This window comes from Holdemania sp. Marseille-P2844 (assembly GCF_900120005.1).
Classification (GTDB): Bacteria; Bacillota_I; Bacilli_A; order Erysipelotrichales; family Erysipelotrichaceae; genus Holdemania.
The window spans coordinates 461,393-477,342 of record NZ_LT635452.1; the positions used below are offsets into that span (position 1 = coordinate 461,393).

Here is a 15,950-nt window from a genome sequence, read left to right on the forward strand (position 1 = left end):
ATAGTCTCCTTTCTGTTTAAAAGCGGATGTGAAACAACGAACCGTTCAGGAAATCCAGACTGACGACAATCTTTCCATCTTCAATCCAAATCGTCTGGTACCATGGCTTCGAGGGACCGGCGGCTAACGCATCACGACCTCCGGCTGCCAAGCCCGCGCCCACGATCAGCGAACCGGTCAGAACGAAGAACAGGCCGGCGATCAACGCCTTTTTTCTAAAATTTCGGATTACCATTTTTTTACCTCCTGGAAAAACAGAGAACGCAGATTCTGCGCTGTTTTCATCACCGCGGATTTAAACCACGGAATACTGAGCGACGCGCCTAATGCCGCCAGAATTAAACCGCCCAGCGCCATCATTCCGACGCCGAACTGAATGATGCCGGCCGTGAACGAGACGGTTCCCATTACAAACGGGCTGGCGCTGACGCTGACCAGCGCGACGAATAACAGGCTGACCGTCAGCACGACGCAGAGAAACGGCACGCAGCCGGCGATCAGAAAGCCTGCCAGCAACACCATCAATCCCGCCAATAACAGGGCGCCCCACAGGGGGAAACCCAGCACGAGCAGAATGACGGTCAGTCCGCTGTTCAACGGCAATGAAAATTTAAATTTCAGACTGCCGCGGTCCTCGAGAAAAGCTTTCGCCATCTGCCCGGGCGTTTCCAGCTGAGCGACGGCCTCGGCTTCCGAGAAGCCGTTTTCGATTCGATCCTCGATCATCTCCCGGGCGTAGTTGAAACAAATTTCTTTTTCCGGCTTCGGCAGCCATTTCAGCGCTTTGTTTAAAGCATCAAGATATTCTTTTTCAGTCATGGTGAACTTCTCCTTTTATAAAATCGATCACGGTCATCACCGCTTTCCAATCATCCAGAAAATCAGCGATGTGCCGGCGGCCGCTGTCCGTCAGCCGGTAATATTTACGCAGCCGGCTGTTATGCTCGACGGAATAGGTTTCCAGATCGTGACTGGCTTCCAGGCGTTTAAGAATCGGATATAATGTGGATTCAGAGATCTCAATGACCTGGGAAACGTCTTTGATGATTTGATAACCATAGGAATCCTGCTTTGCCAGCGCGGCCAGCACGCAGATTTCCAACAATCCCTTTTTTAGTTGACTATCCATGATTACCTCCTTACGTGTTATACTATATATCGCGTAGTATAATGCGTCAAGCAGTATTTTGAATTTTTGGACTATTTTGTTTTTCGGCTGCCTTTTTCTTTCAACGTCATAAAGTGGCGTCAAGTCAGACTGATGCCGCGGAGCGGAAAGTTGCTTCCCTGGAGGACCGGCTGCACGAGCTGGATTATCTGAAAAATCCTGCGTCAGATTGACGGAAACAAATGATGTTTAAGCAAGTTGAATACTCCCTGAAACGGGAATTTATCGGTAAAGGAAAATTAATCTTTTTGGAAATCAAAAAGAACAATCCCCGGCAGCCTTTAACCATGCCAACCGGGATGATGCAGCCTGTACAGCCGCCATTTGCGCGCACAAAAAAAATGGAACAGGCTCCCATGGAGTTCTGTTCCATTTTTGATCGGTATACGGCAGGGATTTGTTTCGGAGGGAAATTCTCAGCGCCTTCTGCAATTTTGTTACAGCGTGCAGTGCTCGATTTTCCCGTCGATGATCGTGGTCAGACAGGATGTCAGATTTTCAAACGGCATGCCGTCGAAGATCGCGACGTCCGCGTCTTTGCCGGCTTCTAACGAACCGACGTGGTCTTCCAATCCCAGCAGCCGGGCTGGACGGATCGTCACGGATTCCAGCGCGGTCTCAAAGCTCAGCCCGTAACGCATCGCAATGCCGATATCGCTTGGCAGCCAGACGGTGTCGGAAGCGCCGTCCGCGGTCAGGCAGAAGTTGATGCCGGTCTTTTCAAAGACCGCTGGCGTGTCCTGGCGGCAGCCCCAGATTTCAAATTTCATCGGTCCCATTTTTAACGGTCCGACAACGGCCGTGATGTTCTTTTCTTTTAAGAATTCCTTGATCTTATAGCCTTCCGTGCAATGCTCGATGGCATAGCTCAGCTTAAATTCCTCAGCGATCCGGATTGCGGTGACGATATCATCCGCCTGGTGGCAGTGAATCCGGCAGCGGCGTTCACCGCGGACAACCGGGACCAGCGGATCCAGCCGGAAATCCGGTTCGACGTAAAAGCTGGAGTCTGTTTCCGCTTTTTTTAATTTATCCGAGTAGACTTTCGCTTTGAATAACGTTTCCCGCAGCACGGCGCCGGTCCCCATTCGGGTCATCGGCATTTTCTTATCCGGGCCATAGCAGCGCTTTGGATTTTCGCCCAGCGCCATTTTCATGACTTCCGTGCCCGGAATCATCATTTCCTGAACGGTCGCCGCGTTTTTCAGCTTGAAGGAAAAACCGACGCCGCCGATGACGTTGGCGCTGCCCGGCAGTGTGCAGCAGGTCGTAAAGCCGGCGTTTCTGACCTTCGGGATCGCTTCGTCAAACGGATTGAACGCGTCCAGCATCCGCACCTGGGCAGTGACGGGATCGGTAATTTCGTTGGCATCCATCGTCGAAGGCATCCAGGCCGGTTCGTTTAACCCCGACAGATGGCTGTGAGCGTCAATCAGACCCGGCGTCACCCATTTGCCGGAAGCATCGAGAATTTCCGCGCCTTCCGGAACGGCGATATTTTGACCGACCGCCGTAATTTTGCCCTGATCAATCAGCAGCGTGCCGTCTTCGATAACGCCCTGTGTGACAGTCAGCAGCTTTCCGTGAATAATGGCGATCATAAATCACCCTCCTGCCGGACAAATTCCGGTTTTCCGTCAATGATGACCTGTTCGCATAACGTCAGATTGGAGAACGGCATGCCGTTAAAGATCGCGATGTCCGCGTCTTTGCCCACCTCCAGCGAACCGATCCGATCGTCCAGCTTCAGAAGCTTCGCCGGATTGATCGTCACGCATTTTAACGCCTGTTCAAAGCTGAGGCCATTGCGCATGGCGATGCCGACGTGAACCGGCAGCCATTTCGTGGCGGAGGAATCGTCCGCCATCAGACAGAAATCCTCAATTCCGGCCTTTTCAAAGACGGCCGGGGTATCCTGACGGCAGCCCCAGATCTCAAATTTCTGCGGCCCCATTAACAGCGGACCGATGATAACCTTGGCCTTTTTCGCCTTTAAGAAATCCAGAATCTTATACCCTTCGGTGCAATGCTCGATCGTGTAATCAAGGTTGAATTCCTCGGCGATCCGGATCGCCGTGACGATGTCGTCAGCGCGGTGGCAGTGGATCCGGCAGCGCATTTCACCGCGGACGACCGGAACCAGCGCTTCTAAATCAAAGTCACGCTTGACGTCTTTGCCCGCAGCCAGCGCGTCGCTGTATTGCTTCGCGTCGAATAACGCTTTGCGCAGCACTGCGCCGGTGCCCATCCGGGTCATCGGCATTTTCTTTTCCGAGCCGTAGCAGCGCTTCGGGTTTTCGCCCAGCGCCATTTTCATCATTTCCGAGCCTTCAATCGCAATTTCCTGAACGGTCGCCGCGTTTTTCAGCTTGAAGCTCAAGCCGGTGCCGCCGATGACGTTGGCGCTGCCCGGCCCGGTGTAGCAGGTCGTAAAGCCGGCCGACCGCGCCGCGCCGATCGCCATGTCGAAGGGATTCAGCGCGTCGATGCCGCGGATCTGAGCGGTGACGGGTGAGGTGACCTCGTTGCCGTCGCCGATGTGCGGCATCCAGTGCGGTTCGTTAAAGGTAGAAATGTGCGTGTGCGCGTCGATCAAGCCCGGAGTCACCCATTTTCCGGAAGCGTCGATGACCTCGGCTCCCTGCGGGATCGCGAGATCCTTGCCAATCGCTGTGATCTTGCCGTTGTCGAGAAGCAGCGTACCGTCTTCAATCGTACCGTTGACGACGGTCAGCAGCTTGCCGTGTGTAATAGCTATCATTGTATGTCCCCCAATCTCTATGAACTCATTGTATCGTAAAACCAGTGAAAATCAATCCGTGATCCCAATCATTTTCATTAAATATCGAGCGTTGCGCTGCGTACAGCGGCCCGGCTTGAGCTTGTAATCAAAGAAAATCTTCTGATTCTGGTAATGTTCCTCAAAATGAACGTTGACTAAGGAAAGTTCCGTTTGTTCCTGCAGGGCACACAGCTCAAAGTCGTGCGTCGTGATCATCGCGCGGATCCATGGGTGATTCAGGTGGCGCAGCACCTGAGCGCTGCCGTCGATCCGATCCAGCGAGTTGGTGCCCTTGAAGATTTCGTCGATCAGCACCAGCAGCGGTTTTTTCTGAGGCACGGCGTCGATGATCCTGCGGATTCTTAACAGCTCGCCATAGAAGGTGGAGATGCCCTCGTTGACGTCGTCGCGGATCCGCATCGAGGTTAAAACGGTAAAGCCGGATGTATCCATGCTTTGCGCGCAGACGGGACCGCCGGCGGCGGCCAGAATTTGATTCAGACCGATCGTGCGCATGAACGTCGTCTTGCCGGACATGTTGGAGCCGGTGACCAGTGTCAGCGAATGATCGAGGGTGAAATCGTTGCCGATTGCCTGATCGGGATCCAGCAACGGGTGAGTCAGCTGTGAAAATGCCAGAACCGGCGTCGTTTCCTCATGCAGCTTCGGCATGCAGGTCTGCGGATGCGTCAGCGCGATCAGCGCCAGCGACTCCAGCGCTTCCAGCTGTCCCAGCAGTTCCATCACGGCGATCCACGTCTGCCCGGCCTGAGCCTGCCATTGATTCCAGACCCCCACGCATTGCAGATCCCAAAGCAGCAATAACTGCGCCGGCAGATAGAGAAACGGATTGGCCTGCAGCGACAGCCGGTTTAACAGCCCATCAAGCTGCTTTACGCCCTGAAGCAGTCCCTGCGGCTGGCGGATCCGGGTTTTCAGCGCGTCGATCAAGGGGCTGGACAATTCCAACTGATCCAGCTTCTGACAACGGGTCAGGCAGTTCTGCAGCCCCTGCCGGACCTTTGCGACGGTCTGCAGACGGCTGTGCACAGTCCCGAGGGAAAACAGGGCGAGCGCCGACTGGACAAAAAAGATCAGGATGAAGCACAGCGGCGAGATCCAGCGCAGCGACGTCAGCCCCAATAACGTCAGCGTCACCGCCGGCATCCAGCGGATAAACCAGCCGGGAATCGGCAGTGTGATCGGCTGGACAAGCTCATTGAGCTTGTCGGAAGCCATTGCGGCGGCTGTCTGCGGCGTCAGACCGTGCGTGCAGGTCCAGTCCGCAAGCATGAATTCCGAATGCTGGGCCAGAACGGTCACGGTTTCCTGACGCTCGCGGATCGTTTCGGCCGCGGCTGAATCTTTAAAACAGGACGCCAGCGCCGTCTTTCCCTGCGGCAGGACCGCCATGCAGCAGAACTGATATAACGAACGCGGTCCGAACACGTCGAGATCGGCCAGCGCGGGCTGATCGTCGTCTAAAAATTCCGCGCCGGTTTCCGGCGCCTGCTGCCAACGGCCGTCAAACCGCGCCAGACAGCGATGGAGCACTTCGATTTGCGCCTGCGCTTCAAGATAGAACCGGTTGTTTTTCTGATGCGCCAGCATCGCCAGACAAAACCCGGTCAGACTCAGGATCAGGATCGGCCCATAGCCCCTCCGACCGTCGACGACTTGAAAAAAAGCCCATGCCGCGATTAAAAATAAACCGAAGCGAACCCCGGCGATCTGTGAGTTTTTGCGATGGAGCTGAGCGCTTCGTCGCTGCGCCTGAGCCAGCTGCGTTTCCCATTGTTGTTTGTGCATCGGATTCCTCCTTTTTTAATTCTGTGCAATAGCTTTAGTATAAGCCAGATGTCGTTGAAAATCAAAGTAGGAAAGCCTCGTTCGCACCTCAGGTAAACCTTGGATGGAAATAAAATCACCGCAGAATTTCTAAATCTGCACGCAAAGCGGCAAGGGTCGCTATTTCCATTCTTAAAAAAATATGCGATAATAAAAAAGCATTCAGCGCAGCAAGTGATTTTTCCCCGACCACTGTGGCCGAGGGGAGAAATCGTCAAAAACAAGTTTTACTGTGAAGCGCACAGAGAAATCGGGTTTCTTCACGGACAAGAGATCCAATCCTGCCGCTTTAGCAGAGACCGCCGTACTCCGGTTAATAAACGGGTGATGGAAACAATACAGTTCTGAATCAGAGAACAGGAGCGATGCACTATGGAATCAATGGTCGTCTTTCATCGTTGCCGCAGTCTGGCGGCAACCGATGCTTTTTATATTCAGCAATTAGGGCTGAAACTTTGGCATACGCAGCCGGGCTGTCATATTTACGACAGCGGTTATGGCTATCTGGGCTTTGTGGAAAGCGTGGATTTTGAGCTTCCGGCCTATTCGTGCATTTCCTTTAACTGCGCCGATGAGGCTGAAGTCGACGCACTGTACGAAAAATTCAAAGACATGAAGGGAGCTTCCGCTCCCCGGCGGCATCCGCAGTTTGCCGTGTATTCCTTTTTTATTCAGGATCCGGACGGCTATACCGTGGAATTTCAGAAGATTGAAAAGGAGGGGGAACAATGAGTGATCGGATTATTCAGACGGTAACGCCGCGTCAGCTGCGCCGGGAATTCAATGGCGTCGGACTGACGTTTCTGGTTGTCTTTGCGCTGGCCGTCGGCGCGGCCTTTGGCTATCAGCGGCTCGTTCCGCTGCTGGAGCCGTATTATCAAACGGTTGACCGTCAGGCAGCGGAAGCTGGAATCCGGATCGCCGTGACGCTGATCGTCATGCTTCTTCCCTTTCAAGCGTATGCCGCGATAAAGAAAATGAAGACAGGGCGGTTTTTCGGGCGTTGTCAGGGCGAGTGGCGCGATATTCTCGAATTGACATTGATCGGTCTGGCACTGAATCTGCTTCTGACTTTTATCGTCGGAATTCTCTCGCTGGTGCTCAGCTGGTCCAATATTCAGTTCACATCATCACAGCTGATTCTGCAGGGAAAATTACCGGCGGTCATCCTGAATGTGATCCAGACGGCAGTCGTGTTCCCTTTTTGCGAGGAATTTATTTTCCGCGGCGTCTGCCTGCGCAGTTTCGGCCGGATGGGTAATTATTTCGCGATCTTCGCCAGCTCGCTGTTGTTTTCTCTGATGCACGGTAATCTGATCAACATTCTGCCCTCATTCTTTCTGGGCGCTTTTCTGGCGGTTGTGACGATGCGCTTCAATTCAATTCTGCCGGCGGTGATCATCCATATCGCAATCAACTTGCAGACGGTCGCTTTACAGCTGGTGCCGGTGCAGTATTCATGGGTGATCGGATTAAGCTGCGTCATTATTTACGCCCTGGCGCTAATCGCGCTGATCCGGCGGCGGCATAAGCGGATCATCGTGCGCCGGGAAGCAAATCCGTGGATTTTAATCCAGCAGTTCTTCCTGTCCTGGACGATCGTGATCACGCTGATTGTCTACGGCGTACTGAACATCCTGACGCTAAAATTGTAAGGGAAAACCGGCCTGTCCGGTTTTTTTGTTTTTTCAGCGGGGAAATGCGAAACACGAAGGAGGGGAGCGGATTTGTTTTGCGGATGGAGGAAAACGGTGCTACACTGATTTCATCAGAAACGGAGTTGATGGGATGAAAACGACTTTTACTTATGATCATTATGCGGATTATGCCGAGCTGACGGCGCGGTTGGTCTATTTTAGCGAGCATTATCCGGACTTTGCCCGCTTAAGGAGCTTGGGAAAAACCCCGGAAGGGCGCGATTTGTGGGCGATGGAGGTGACGGACTTAAGCTGCGGGGATTTCGATGAGAAACCGGCGCAGCATATCGACGGAAACACGCATGCCGGGGAAGTGACGGGGTCGATGGCCGCGCTGCATCAGCTGGATGTGCTGTTGACCGGACACGCTGAACCGCAGATCGCAAAACTGCTTCGGGCCTATACGTTTACGTTTATCCCGCGGATTTCTCCGGATGGCGCGGAGGTTTATCTGAAAACGCCCCAGCTGCTGAGATCCGTCAACCGGGTTTCAGGGAAAGAACAGTCCGGCGTCGTCCGGCAGGATCTGGATCAGGATGGCGTGATTCGCTGGATGCGGATTCCCGACGAAACCGGAGCGTGGGCGGCGGATGAGGAAGAACCGCGGTTATTGCGCCGGCGGCGGCCGGATGAAATGGACGGCGTGTTCTATACAGTGATGCCGGAAGGCATGCTGCGTGGGGAGAAGGGGGAAATTCTTAAAGCGGCCCCGGCCCAATGGGGGCTGGACTTCAACCGCAATTATCCCTGCTGGTGGAAGCCGCAGCAGCCGGGAGCGGGAAACTATCCGCTGGATAATCCGGAAACCCGTGCGGTGGCGGATTTTCTGATCGCTCATCACAATATCGGCGTGATGGTTACTCATCATACCAGCGGCGGTATGATTCTCAATCCGCCGGGACCGTTTTCGGAAGCTGAACAGGATCCGCTGGATCGGAAAATCTATCATGCGATCGGCGCGCTGGCAACCGAAGAGATGGGTTATCCGTTATTGAATTTATACGATGGCTTTCACTGTACGGAAACCGATTATGCGGCCGGCGCGGGCGATGACTGGGCTTATCTGAACCGCGGAATTTTCGCAGTGACGGCCGAGCTGTGGGATTTGCAGAGCCGGGCCGGGATCAGCGTGGAAGATCAGCTGGATCCGGATTTGAGCGAGGCGCAGCTGTTGCAGCAGCAGAAATTAACGTTGGCCTGGATCGACGCTCATTGTCCGCAAGCCTGGAAGCCGTGGACGCCGCTGAAGCATCCGCAGCTGGGCGAGGTGGAGATCGGCGGGCTGGATTATAAGTTTACGATCCAAAACTGCCCGCCGGCGTATCTGCGCGAAGAATGCGAAAAAGCCACGCGGTTTGCGCTGCGTCAGGTCTGCCTGCTGCCAAGACTGGCGATTTTGCGTTTTGAAGCCCAACCTTTGGGGCATGACTTCGTGAAAGTGACGGCGGAGATCGTCAACCGCGGCTATCTGCCGACATGGATCAGCCGGCAGCGCCAGGCGATGAAGCTGGCGGAACCCATTCAGATTACGTTGGAGGGCGCAAAGATTGTGCAGGGACAGGCGCGCAGTGAAATGGAAGCGCTGGAAGGCTATGGTCAGGATCAAACAGAGTTGTCCTTTTCCAGCGTCTATGGTCAGACAGCCGCGCTGCGGAAGAAAATAGAATGGATTGTTCGTGCGCCTGCAGGAACGACTGTGCGGTTAAACGTTCGCTGCGCTCAGGCCGGACAGGCTTCGGCAAGCTGTGTGATTGATTGAAACCTTGAAATCTGTGTGGATAATTCGATAAAGGAGAAATGAATGGCGGAATTAATGAAAGCAAGAATCAACGCTGACTCGCTCGGCGAACTGGCACGCAGAATCAAAAAAAACCATTCTGCATTTGAGAGCGAAGCCTTTGTGAGCGAGATTCTGGATATGGACTGGGACACGCTGGAACTGAAAGCCCGGATCCGGAAGACGGCGCTGGCCTTGGGCAAATATCTGCCTGCGGACTATTCGCAGGCGGTGACGATTCTGCGGCAGACCGCGGCGAATTATCCAGCGGACAGCGACGGGTTAATGTTGATGTGCTTGCCTGATTATGTCGAAGTATTCGGCCAGGCGGAAGCGGATTGGGAACAATCCATGGCGGCGTTGGAACAAATAACGTCGCTGGCTTCGGCGGAATTCGCCGTCCGCGCGTTCATCCTCCGCGACGAAAAGCGGATGATGGCGCAGATGGCGGTTTGGGCTGAGCACAAAAGCGAGCATGTGCGGCGGCTGGCCAGCGAGGGCTGCCGTCCGCAGCTGCCCTGGGGCCAGGCGTTAGCGAGCTTCAAGCAGAATCCGTTGCCGGTGCTGCGAATTCTCGAGCTGCTGAAAGCGGATCCCTCGCCGTATGTTCAGAAAAGCGTGGCGAACAACCTGAACGATATTTCCAAGACGCATCCCGAGCTTGTGCTGGAAACGGCGCGCCGCTGGCAGGGGCAGAACGCGATCACAGACGCAATCCTCAAACATGGCTGCCGGACATTGCTGAAAAAGGGAAATCCGGAAGCGCTGGCGCTGTTTGGACTGGCGGAGAATGCCAGTGTAAAGACGGCGGAATTCACTGTGACGACGCCGGTCGTGCGAATTGGTGAAGATCTGGTTTTTTCCTTTGTGCTCAGCGCGGAAACCGACGTTCGGGTACGGCTGGAATATGCGGTTGACTACATGAAGGCCAAAGGAAAACACAGTCGGAAAAACTATAAAATATCCGAGCTTACCTTAAAGGCAGGCGAGAAACGAAAATATGTAAAAAAACAACACTTTGCCGACACAAGCGTCAGAAAACATTACCCGGGACGCCATTCGGTCACCCTGATCATCAACGGCTGTCCGCAGGGAACGCGCGATTTTGAGGTCACAGCGGCAGAATAACCAAAACGTCTTTCCCGACCATTTTCCATTCAGGAGATCGCAGCAAGGTTGTCTGAGCAACAACGATAAAAAAAACAGGAACAAGCTTCATCCGGGCCATAGCGGCGCAGATTTGGCTTGTTCCTGTTTTTATTTCATCTTCCTGAGCCGGTCAGATTTCAGAATGAACTGGAATCAACCTCTATTCTGGCTCAGATTCATCAAAGAATTAGGCGCTTAGACGGCGCGGCCGGCGTCGTTGCCCGCATGGATCGCCTTGGCGATATTGAACGGATTGGCACAGTCGCCGACGGCATAGGTTTCCGCTACGGTCAATCCTTCCAGCAGGCTGGTGTTCGGCAGCATGTCGGCGGCGTTGACGATCGCGTCGCAGGCGATTTCCATCTCCACGCCGGTTTCGGTCAGGATGACTGCTTTGTTCTGATTGACCGACTTCAATGAAGCCTGCGGCCAGGCGCTGAAGCCCAGCGAATACAACGCCGTGGTCATCATTCGCATCGCGTGCTGCGATTGCTGCATATCCATTTCCGCGGCTGTATTCGGCGTGATCATCGTGACGTGCTTTTTGTGAACGGTCAGCCACAGAGCGGCGTCGAAGGCCTGGGCATTGGAGCCGTAGATGAGGACGTTTTCCCCCATTTCCGTAAACATGAACGATTCCATGTCGATCACCGGAGCACTGCCGTCGCCTTCCACCTGCAAAGTGTCGCGCAGCCCCCCGGCAGCCAGAATAACGGCATCCGGTGCTTCCGCGTTGATCTTGGCGGCGTCGACTTCCACGCCGGTTTCCACTTTGACGCCGGTGATTTCCAGCTGACGGATCAGATAGTTCTTGAAATCCTGCAAGTTTTCATGCGGACCCTTGACGGTATGTGCGAAATCCAGCAGGCCGCCCAGCGTCCCTTTCTTTTCATACAAGGTCACGTCGTGGCCGCGGGCTGCCGCAATCCGGGCCGCTTCCATTCCAGCCGGGCCGCCGCCGATCACCATGACTTTTTTCGCTTTTTCGATCGGCGGCAGTTCATACGCTGCAGGTCCGCCTTCACGCATGACGCGCTGGGTCAAAGCGTTGACGCGGCAATAGCCGGCCATTGCGTTGGCTTCGTTGCTTCCGATATGGCAATGCAGACAGCGGGTGCACGGCGCGATCTCATCAATCCGTCCCTCACGCAGCTTATTGACATATTCGGTATCGACGGTTAACGGCCGGGTCATCAGGAAGAAATCTGCCTTGCCGTCTTCCAGCGCCTGTTCGAAGAAATCCGGAGCGTGCGCCGGGTCCATGTAAGTGACGACGCCGCAGGGAATGCTGACGGCGGCCTTGTAGCGGGCCGCGACGTTCAGAAGCATGCCGGCGCCCTGCGTATCGCCGATCAGCTGGCCCTGCCAGTGCTTTTTGAAATCATACTGCGTGCCGAAGCCGGACGCGCCTTCGATGCCGTTTAAGATAAAGTACAGATCGCTGCCGAACTGCGCGACGTGATGACCCAGCGGACCTAAGCGCAAATGCATGGAATCCGCGCCGGCGGCCTCAAACAGCTTCGCGAAAGCGATGCCTTCCTCTACCGTCGTGATTTTTGTGCGCGGCGTTGTGACCGCGTTGTCCAACGTCATTAACGTCGGATTGTTGGCGACGTTGTCGTTTTCCTCAATCGCGTCGATTAAGATCTGAACATTGAAGTCCGCACCGCAGGCTTCCTTGATCTTGGCGATGCACTCCGTGACGAAACGGGCGCGGTTTTCCAGACTGGTGCAGCCATATTCGTCCGTGCGTACGTTGTAGAAACGGGACAGGAAATGTTCGCCCATATTGAAGCCGGCGGCGTTGATTTCAAACGCTTTGAAGCCCAGCTGCTGCATGCCCTTGGCGATCTGCGCGCCGCGGTCTTCGATCGCCTGAATCTGTTCGACGCTCATTTCATTTTCCCCGGCGCCGAACTGCGCCCACTGATAGCCCAGGCTGGCGCCATACTTCGCACATTCCGCGACCAGCTTCTGACCGAAGGCCAGGGTTTCAGCGTCGTAGCCGCTGCCGTCGGCAGGAATTTCCAAAGCGGAAATCCCTTCCACATAAATCATCTCAACGCCGCCCTTGGCGAAATTGATATAATATTGAAGCAGTTCATCCGTTAATCCGGCCAGATAGGTTGCGGATCCGGCTGCCGATTTGACCATCCGGTGGCTGAGCTGAAGCGAGCCGATGGTCAGCGGCGAGAACAACGTTTTCAATTCTTTGGTGTTGCTGCGGTAGTCGTCGCGCTGCGGATTGAGATAAGCTGCGGCGATTTTGTCGTTTTCCGGAGCCGGCGAAGACGCAGGGGCATCGGGGGTTTTTTCATTTTCTGCCGAACAGCCGACTAATCCGGCTGCCATGAGGGTTAATGCGGTGGCGCCGCTTCCTTTTAAGAAGTCGCGTCTTGAAATTTTAACCATAGGTATTGATCCTCCTCTTATGCTATAATTTTAACAAGGCAATGGAACCGTATTCATCATCCGATTGCTAGATTATTCACAGAGTATTTCGTGCAAAATGCCGAAAAACCGGGAAATAAGGGGAAATCAGGCGGGACATCCGCTGAAAGGGGAGAATTAATGATGCAGAGTCAGGCGTTGATCGCCGCTGTCGCAGGCGGTTATGCCATATCCATTCCGCGGGATTTGGGCGAAATGCCGATCACCTGCTGTCAGCTGATCTTTGAGCTGCCGGCTGTGCTGACGCCCGCGACCTTGTATATCCAGGCTGAGCCGTTTGCGTTGGATCCTTCGGCCTATCCGCAATGCTTCTTTCTGTTGATGGAAGCCAGCGCGCCAGCCTTTAACGCCGCGGTTTATCATACCGGCAGCGCGCTGGATTTATACCAGACGCTCTCTGCGCTGCTGACCGACACCGACGTGTACGCGCAGGCGCTGTCCGCGCTGGGACGGGCGGCGAGTTCGGGCGAGGGCATTACTGCGCTGGTGAAAACCGCCTGTCAATACATTCAGAATCCGATCCATGTTCTGGATAAAATGTTTTCCCTGATCTGTTCCTGGCCCGATGAACCCTGCGGCAATCCGGTTTACGATTATTTCCTGATTCACAAGGAACCACATCCGGAATATCTGCGCCATGTCGAAACAGCGATCATGCGGTTCAGCCAGCACCATATCCGCTGCGCTCAGCTGGTCGATTACAACAAAGAGCGGCTCAAGTTGATCAGCTGCTCGATCGGCGCTTTGCCGCATCTGTTAGGCGGCATTGAGGTATTGCAGCTGAACCGTCCGTTTACACAGACCGACGTGCGTCTTGTCGATCAGCTCGCGCTGCTTTTACAGATCGAGCTGTTTAAAGCGAACAATGCGGCGGAAAAGGCGGATACGCAATTTGAACTGCTGATTCAGGATATACTGCACGGCCGGTTTTTCCATCCCGAAATTCTGCGCTCGCGGCTGCAGGCGTTTCCGCACTTGCTGAACCGCAGCTTCTGCCTGTTGTTAAGCCAGATTCCAAAAAGCAAAACCTGCACGCTGAAATACTACAATGAGGAAATCAACCGCCGCGTGCAGGTCATTGAAAGTTTTCAATATCAGAACGATCTGTATTTTCTGCTCGATCCGCAGGATTGGAACGAAGACCGGCAGGAAGCGCTGAATACGCTGGCGCTGCAATCCGAGACGTTGATGATCGTCAGCGATCCGATCGAAACCCTCGCCAGCTGTCCGGTCGTCGTAGCGATGCTTCAGGGGGGATTGACGGTGACGGACGCCCTGAGCGGTCTGGTTGCTTTCCGCGATCTTTATTTTAAGACGCTGCTGCACACTCTGTCCTGTCACAGCGCGTTAGCGCTGCACGATTTTGTCCATCCTGGAATTCAGCGCTTAAAAGACTTTGATCAGACGCATCAGACAGATTTTCTGGCGACGTTTAAAACCTATCTGCAATCCCAGTGCAGTCCGACAAACACGGCCGCCGCACTGCATCTGCACCGCAACTCTCTGGCTTACCGGATTCAGAAAGCCCGCCAGATCAGCGGATTTGCCAGTGAGAATCCCAAGGATTGCCAGAATTTTCTGTTGTCGATCCAGATTGACGAATACCTCGGCCCATGAATTTCAGCGCCGCTCAGCCTCTGCACGCCGGATTATCCCTGAGAAGTCAATCAGAATATTTTCCCGCTCTCTTCTTAATCTTAACGGACCGTTTCTTTTTCGATCCGCAAAGACGCTGATTTTGAAGCTTTCAGGGAATCTGCGGAAAGTCGGGAATTTTGATCGGCCGCGTGAACCTGTCTTTGAATTTATCCGGTTCGATGGTAAAATAACAGGAAAGAGAGCGCCGGCCGGTTTTGGCGCGCAAGGTTCAGCAAACGGAGATAAACTATGATGTACTATGAAGATTTAATGGGGAAAAATGCGATTGCGACGATTAAAGTATCCAAGGAACTGCTGAAATATTCAGTGGGAGAACGAATCCCGACGGTCAGCGAATTTGTGGATTCATTAAGTCTGGCCCGCGGCACGGTTCAAAACGCGATCAAGACGCTGGTGGATCATGAAGCGGTGCGGATTGAATCCAAGGGCCATCTGGGTTCCTATCTGGTGAAAAAGAACATGCGGGTGCTGCTGAAATTTGCAGGCGTGCGGATGTTGTTAGGCACGATGCCGCTGCCTTACAGCCGCCGTTATGAGGGACTGGCCTCCGGTTTGATCGCGTCGATGGAAAATAATTACGACCTGCCGATCAATCTTGCCTACATGCGCGGCTCCGTCAACCGCATCAGCATGGTTTTGCAGAAACGTTACGACTTCGCGGTCGTTTCCCGATACGCCGCCAATTATTTCATCGAAAAATATCCGGATAAAATTGAGATCGTCGTCGGTTTCGGCGCAGGCTCTTATTTAAGCAATCACGTAATCATGTTCCATAATCCGAATATTCGGGAAATTCAGGACGGGATGAAGGTCGGCATTGATTCTGCCTCGATTGACCAGAAAGAGCTGACGCAGTTTGTCTGTCAGGGCAAAAACGTCGAATTTATTGAGATCGAATATTCGCGGATCATCGAGCGCGTGATTTCCGGCGATATCGACGCGACGGTCATGAATATCGACGAAGCCAACGATAAACATGTCAAAATCCATACGAAATCAATCCAGCAGGTCAACAAAGACAACACCGAGGCCGTGCTGGTCGTTGCCCGAGAGAATGAAATTTCGACGCTGATCAAAGAACTGGTCGACGTGGAAACGGTGCTGAACATCCAGCGCCTGGTTCTGGAAGAAAAAATAACACCGAGCTATTAAGCCGGTTTCGATCGTCTGTCAGATTCTGACGCGGACGAAAGAAACTGGTTTTTTTTATGTCTTGCACTGCTTTAAATCTCGGGAATCAGAATGGAAAGGTGAGAAATTCAAGAAGAATTGAAAAACGACAGGAGTTGTCAAACGCTGAAGGCGACAGTGGAAAGGTAAGAAAAATCAATCGAACTTCAAAATACATAAAAATGTATTTTGCTTGTTGACTTTCTCACTTGCTGGGGCTATACTGAGTTTGTAAATACGGAATAGTGT

General features: G+C 53.7%; 13 protein-coding genes. 6 read left to right on the plus strand and 7 right to left on the minus strand.

What is annotated here, in order from left to right; all coding sequences use genetic code 11:
- Positions 1–16: 16 nt before the first annotated feature.
- The 6 genes from BQ7364_RS12090 to BQ7364_RS12115 form a co-directional block, all read right to left on the minus strand.
- Positions 17–235 (minus strand): hypothetical protein, encoded by a 219-nt coding sequence (locus BQ7364_RS12090; RefSeq protein ID WP_072684944.1) that lies wholly within the window; start codon positions 233–235, stop codon positions 17–19.
- On the minus strand, positions 229–819 hold the full coding sequence (locus BQ7364_RS12095; RefSeq protein WP_072684945.1) for a DUF1700 domain-containing protein: 591 nt from the start codon (positions 817–819) through the stop codon (positions 229–231). The genes BQ7364_RS12090 and BQ7364_RS12095 overlap by 7 nt, the downstream gene beginning before the upstream one ends.
- A complete protein-coding gene (locus tag BQ7364_RS12100; RefSeq protein WP_072684946.1) occupies positions 812–1,129 on the minus strand; it encodes a PadR family transcriptional regulator in 318 nt (105 codons plus the stop codon). The genes BQ7364_RS12095 and BQ7364_RS12100 overlap by 8 nt, the downstream gene beginning before the upstream one ends.
- Positions 1,130–1,605: 476 nt before the next feature.
- A complete protein-coding gene (locus BQ7364_RS12105) occupies positions 1,606–2,769 on the minus strand; it encodes an amidohydrolase (RefSeq protein ID WP_072684947.1) in 1,164 nt (387 codons plus the stop codon).
- On the minus strand, positions 2,766–3,929 hold the full coding sequence (locus BQ7364_RS12110; protein WP_072684948.1) for an amidohydrolase: 1,164 nt from the start codon (positions 3,927–3,929) through the stop codon (positions 2,766–2,768). The genes BQ7364_RS12105 and BQ7364_RS12110 overlap by 4 nt, the downstream gene beginning before the upstream one ends.
- A gap of 51 nt (positions 3,930–3,980) precedes the next feature.
- A complete protein-coding gene (locus BQ7364_RS12115) occupies positions 3,981–5,759 on the minus strand; it encodes a MutS family DNA mismatch repair protein (protein ID WP_072684949.1) in 1,779 nt (592 codons plus the stop codon).
- Positions 5,760–6,170: 411 nt separating this feature from the next.
- Here BQ7364_RS12115 and BQ7364_RS12120 point away from each other — a divergent pair, with 411 nt between their 5' ends.
- The 4 genes from BQ7364_RS12120 (at position 6,171) to BQ7364_RS12135 (ending at position 10,400) form a co-directional block, all read left to right on the plus strand.
- Positions 6,171–6,530: a VOC family protein gene (locus BQ7364_RS12120; protein WP_072684950.1), complete on the plus strand. Its 360-nt coding sequence runs from the start codon at positions 6,171–6,173 to the stop codon at positions 6,528–6,530.
- On the plus strand, positions 6,527–7,453 hold the full coding sequence (locus tag BQ7364_RS12125; protein WP_072684951.1) for a CPBP family intramembrane glutamic endopeptidase: 927 nt from the start codon (positions 6,527–6,529) through the stop codon (positions 7,451–7,453). Before BQ7364_RS12120 ends, BQ7364_RS12125 begins: the two co-directional genes overlap by 4 nt.
- A 133-nt stretch (positions 7,454–7,586) precedes the next feature.
- Positions 7,587–9,254, plus strand: coding sequence for a M14 family metallopeptidase (locus BQ7364_RS12130; protein WP_072684952.1), 1,668 nt, complete (start codon positions 7,587–7,589; stop codon positions 9,252–9,254).
- Positions 9,255–9,296: 42 nt separating this feature from the next.
- Complete coding sequence (locus BQ7364_RS12135; RefSeq protein ID WP_072684953.1) at positions 9,297–10,400, plus strand: DNA alkylation repair protein; 1,104 nt, start codon at positions 9,297–9,299, stop codon at positions 10,398–10,400.
- Between the two features lie 216 nt (positions 10,401–10,616).
- Here the strand turns inward: BQ7364_RS12135 and BQ7364_RS12140 are convergent, their stop codons facing one another.
- Entirely contained in the window at positions 10,617–12,833 is a 2,217-nt protein-coding gene (locus tag BQ7364_RS12140) for an oxidoreductase (RefSeq protein ID WP_072684954.1), read from the minus strand.
- Positions 12,834–12,992: 159 nt separating this feature from the next.
- On the opposite strand from BQ7364_RS12140, the gene BQ7364_RS12145 reads away from it, so the two are divergent.
- A complete protein-coding gene (locus BQ7364_RS12145) occupies positions 12,993–14,489 on the plus strand; it encodes a PucR family transcriptional regulator (protein WP_072684955.1) in 1,497 nt (498 codons plus the stop codon).
- 270 nt (positions 14,490–14,759) lie between these two features.
- Positions 14,760–15,683 carry a GntR family transcriptional regulator YhfZ gene (gene yhfZ / locus BQ7364_RS12150; RefSeq protein WP_072684956.1) on the plus strand — a complete coding sequence of 308 codons (924 nt, stop codon included), beginning with the start codon at positions 14,760–14,762 and terminating at the stop codon, positions 15,681–15,683.
- Positions 15,684–15,950 lie beyond the last annotated feature (267 nt).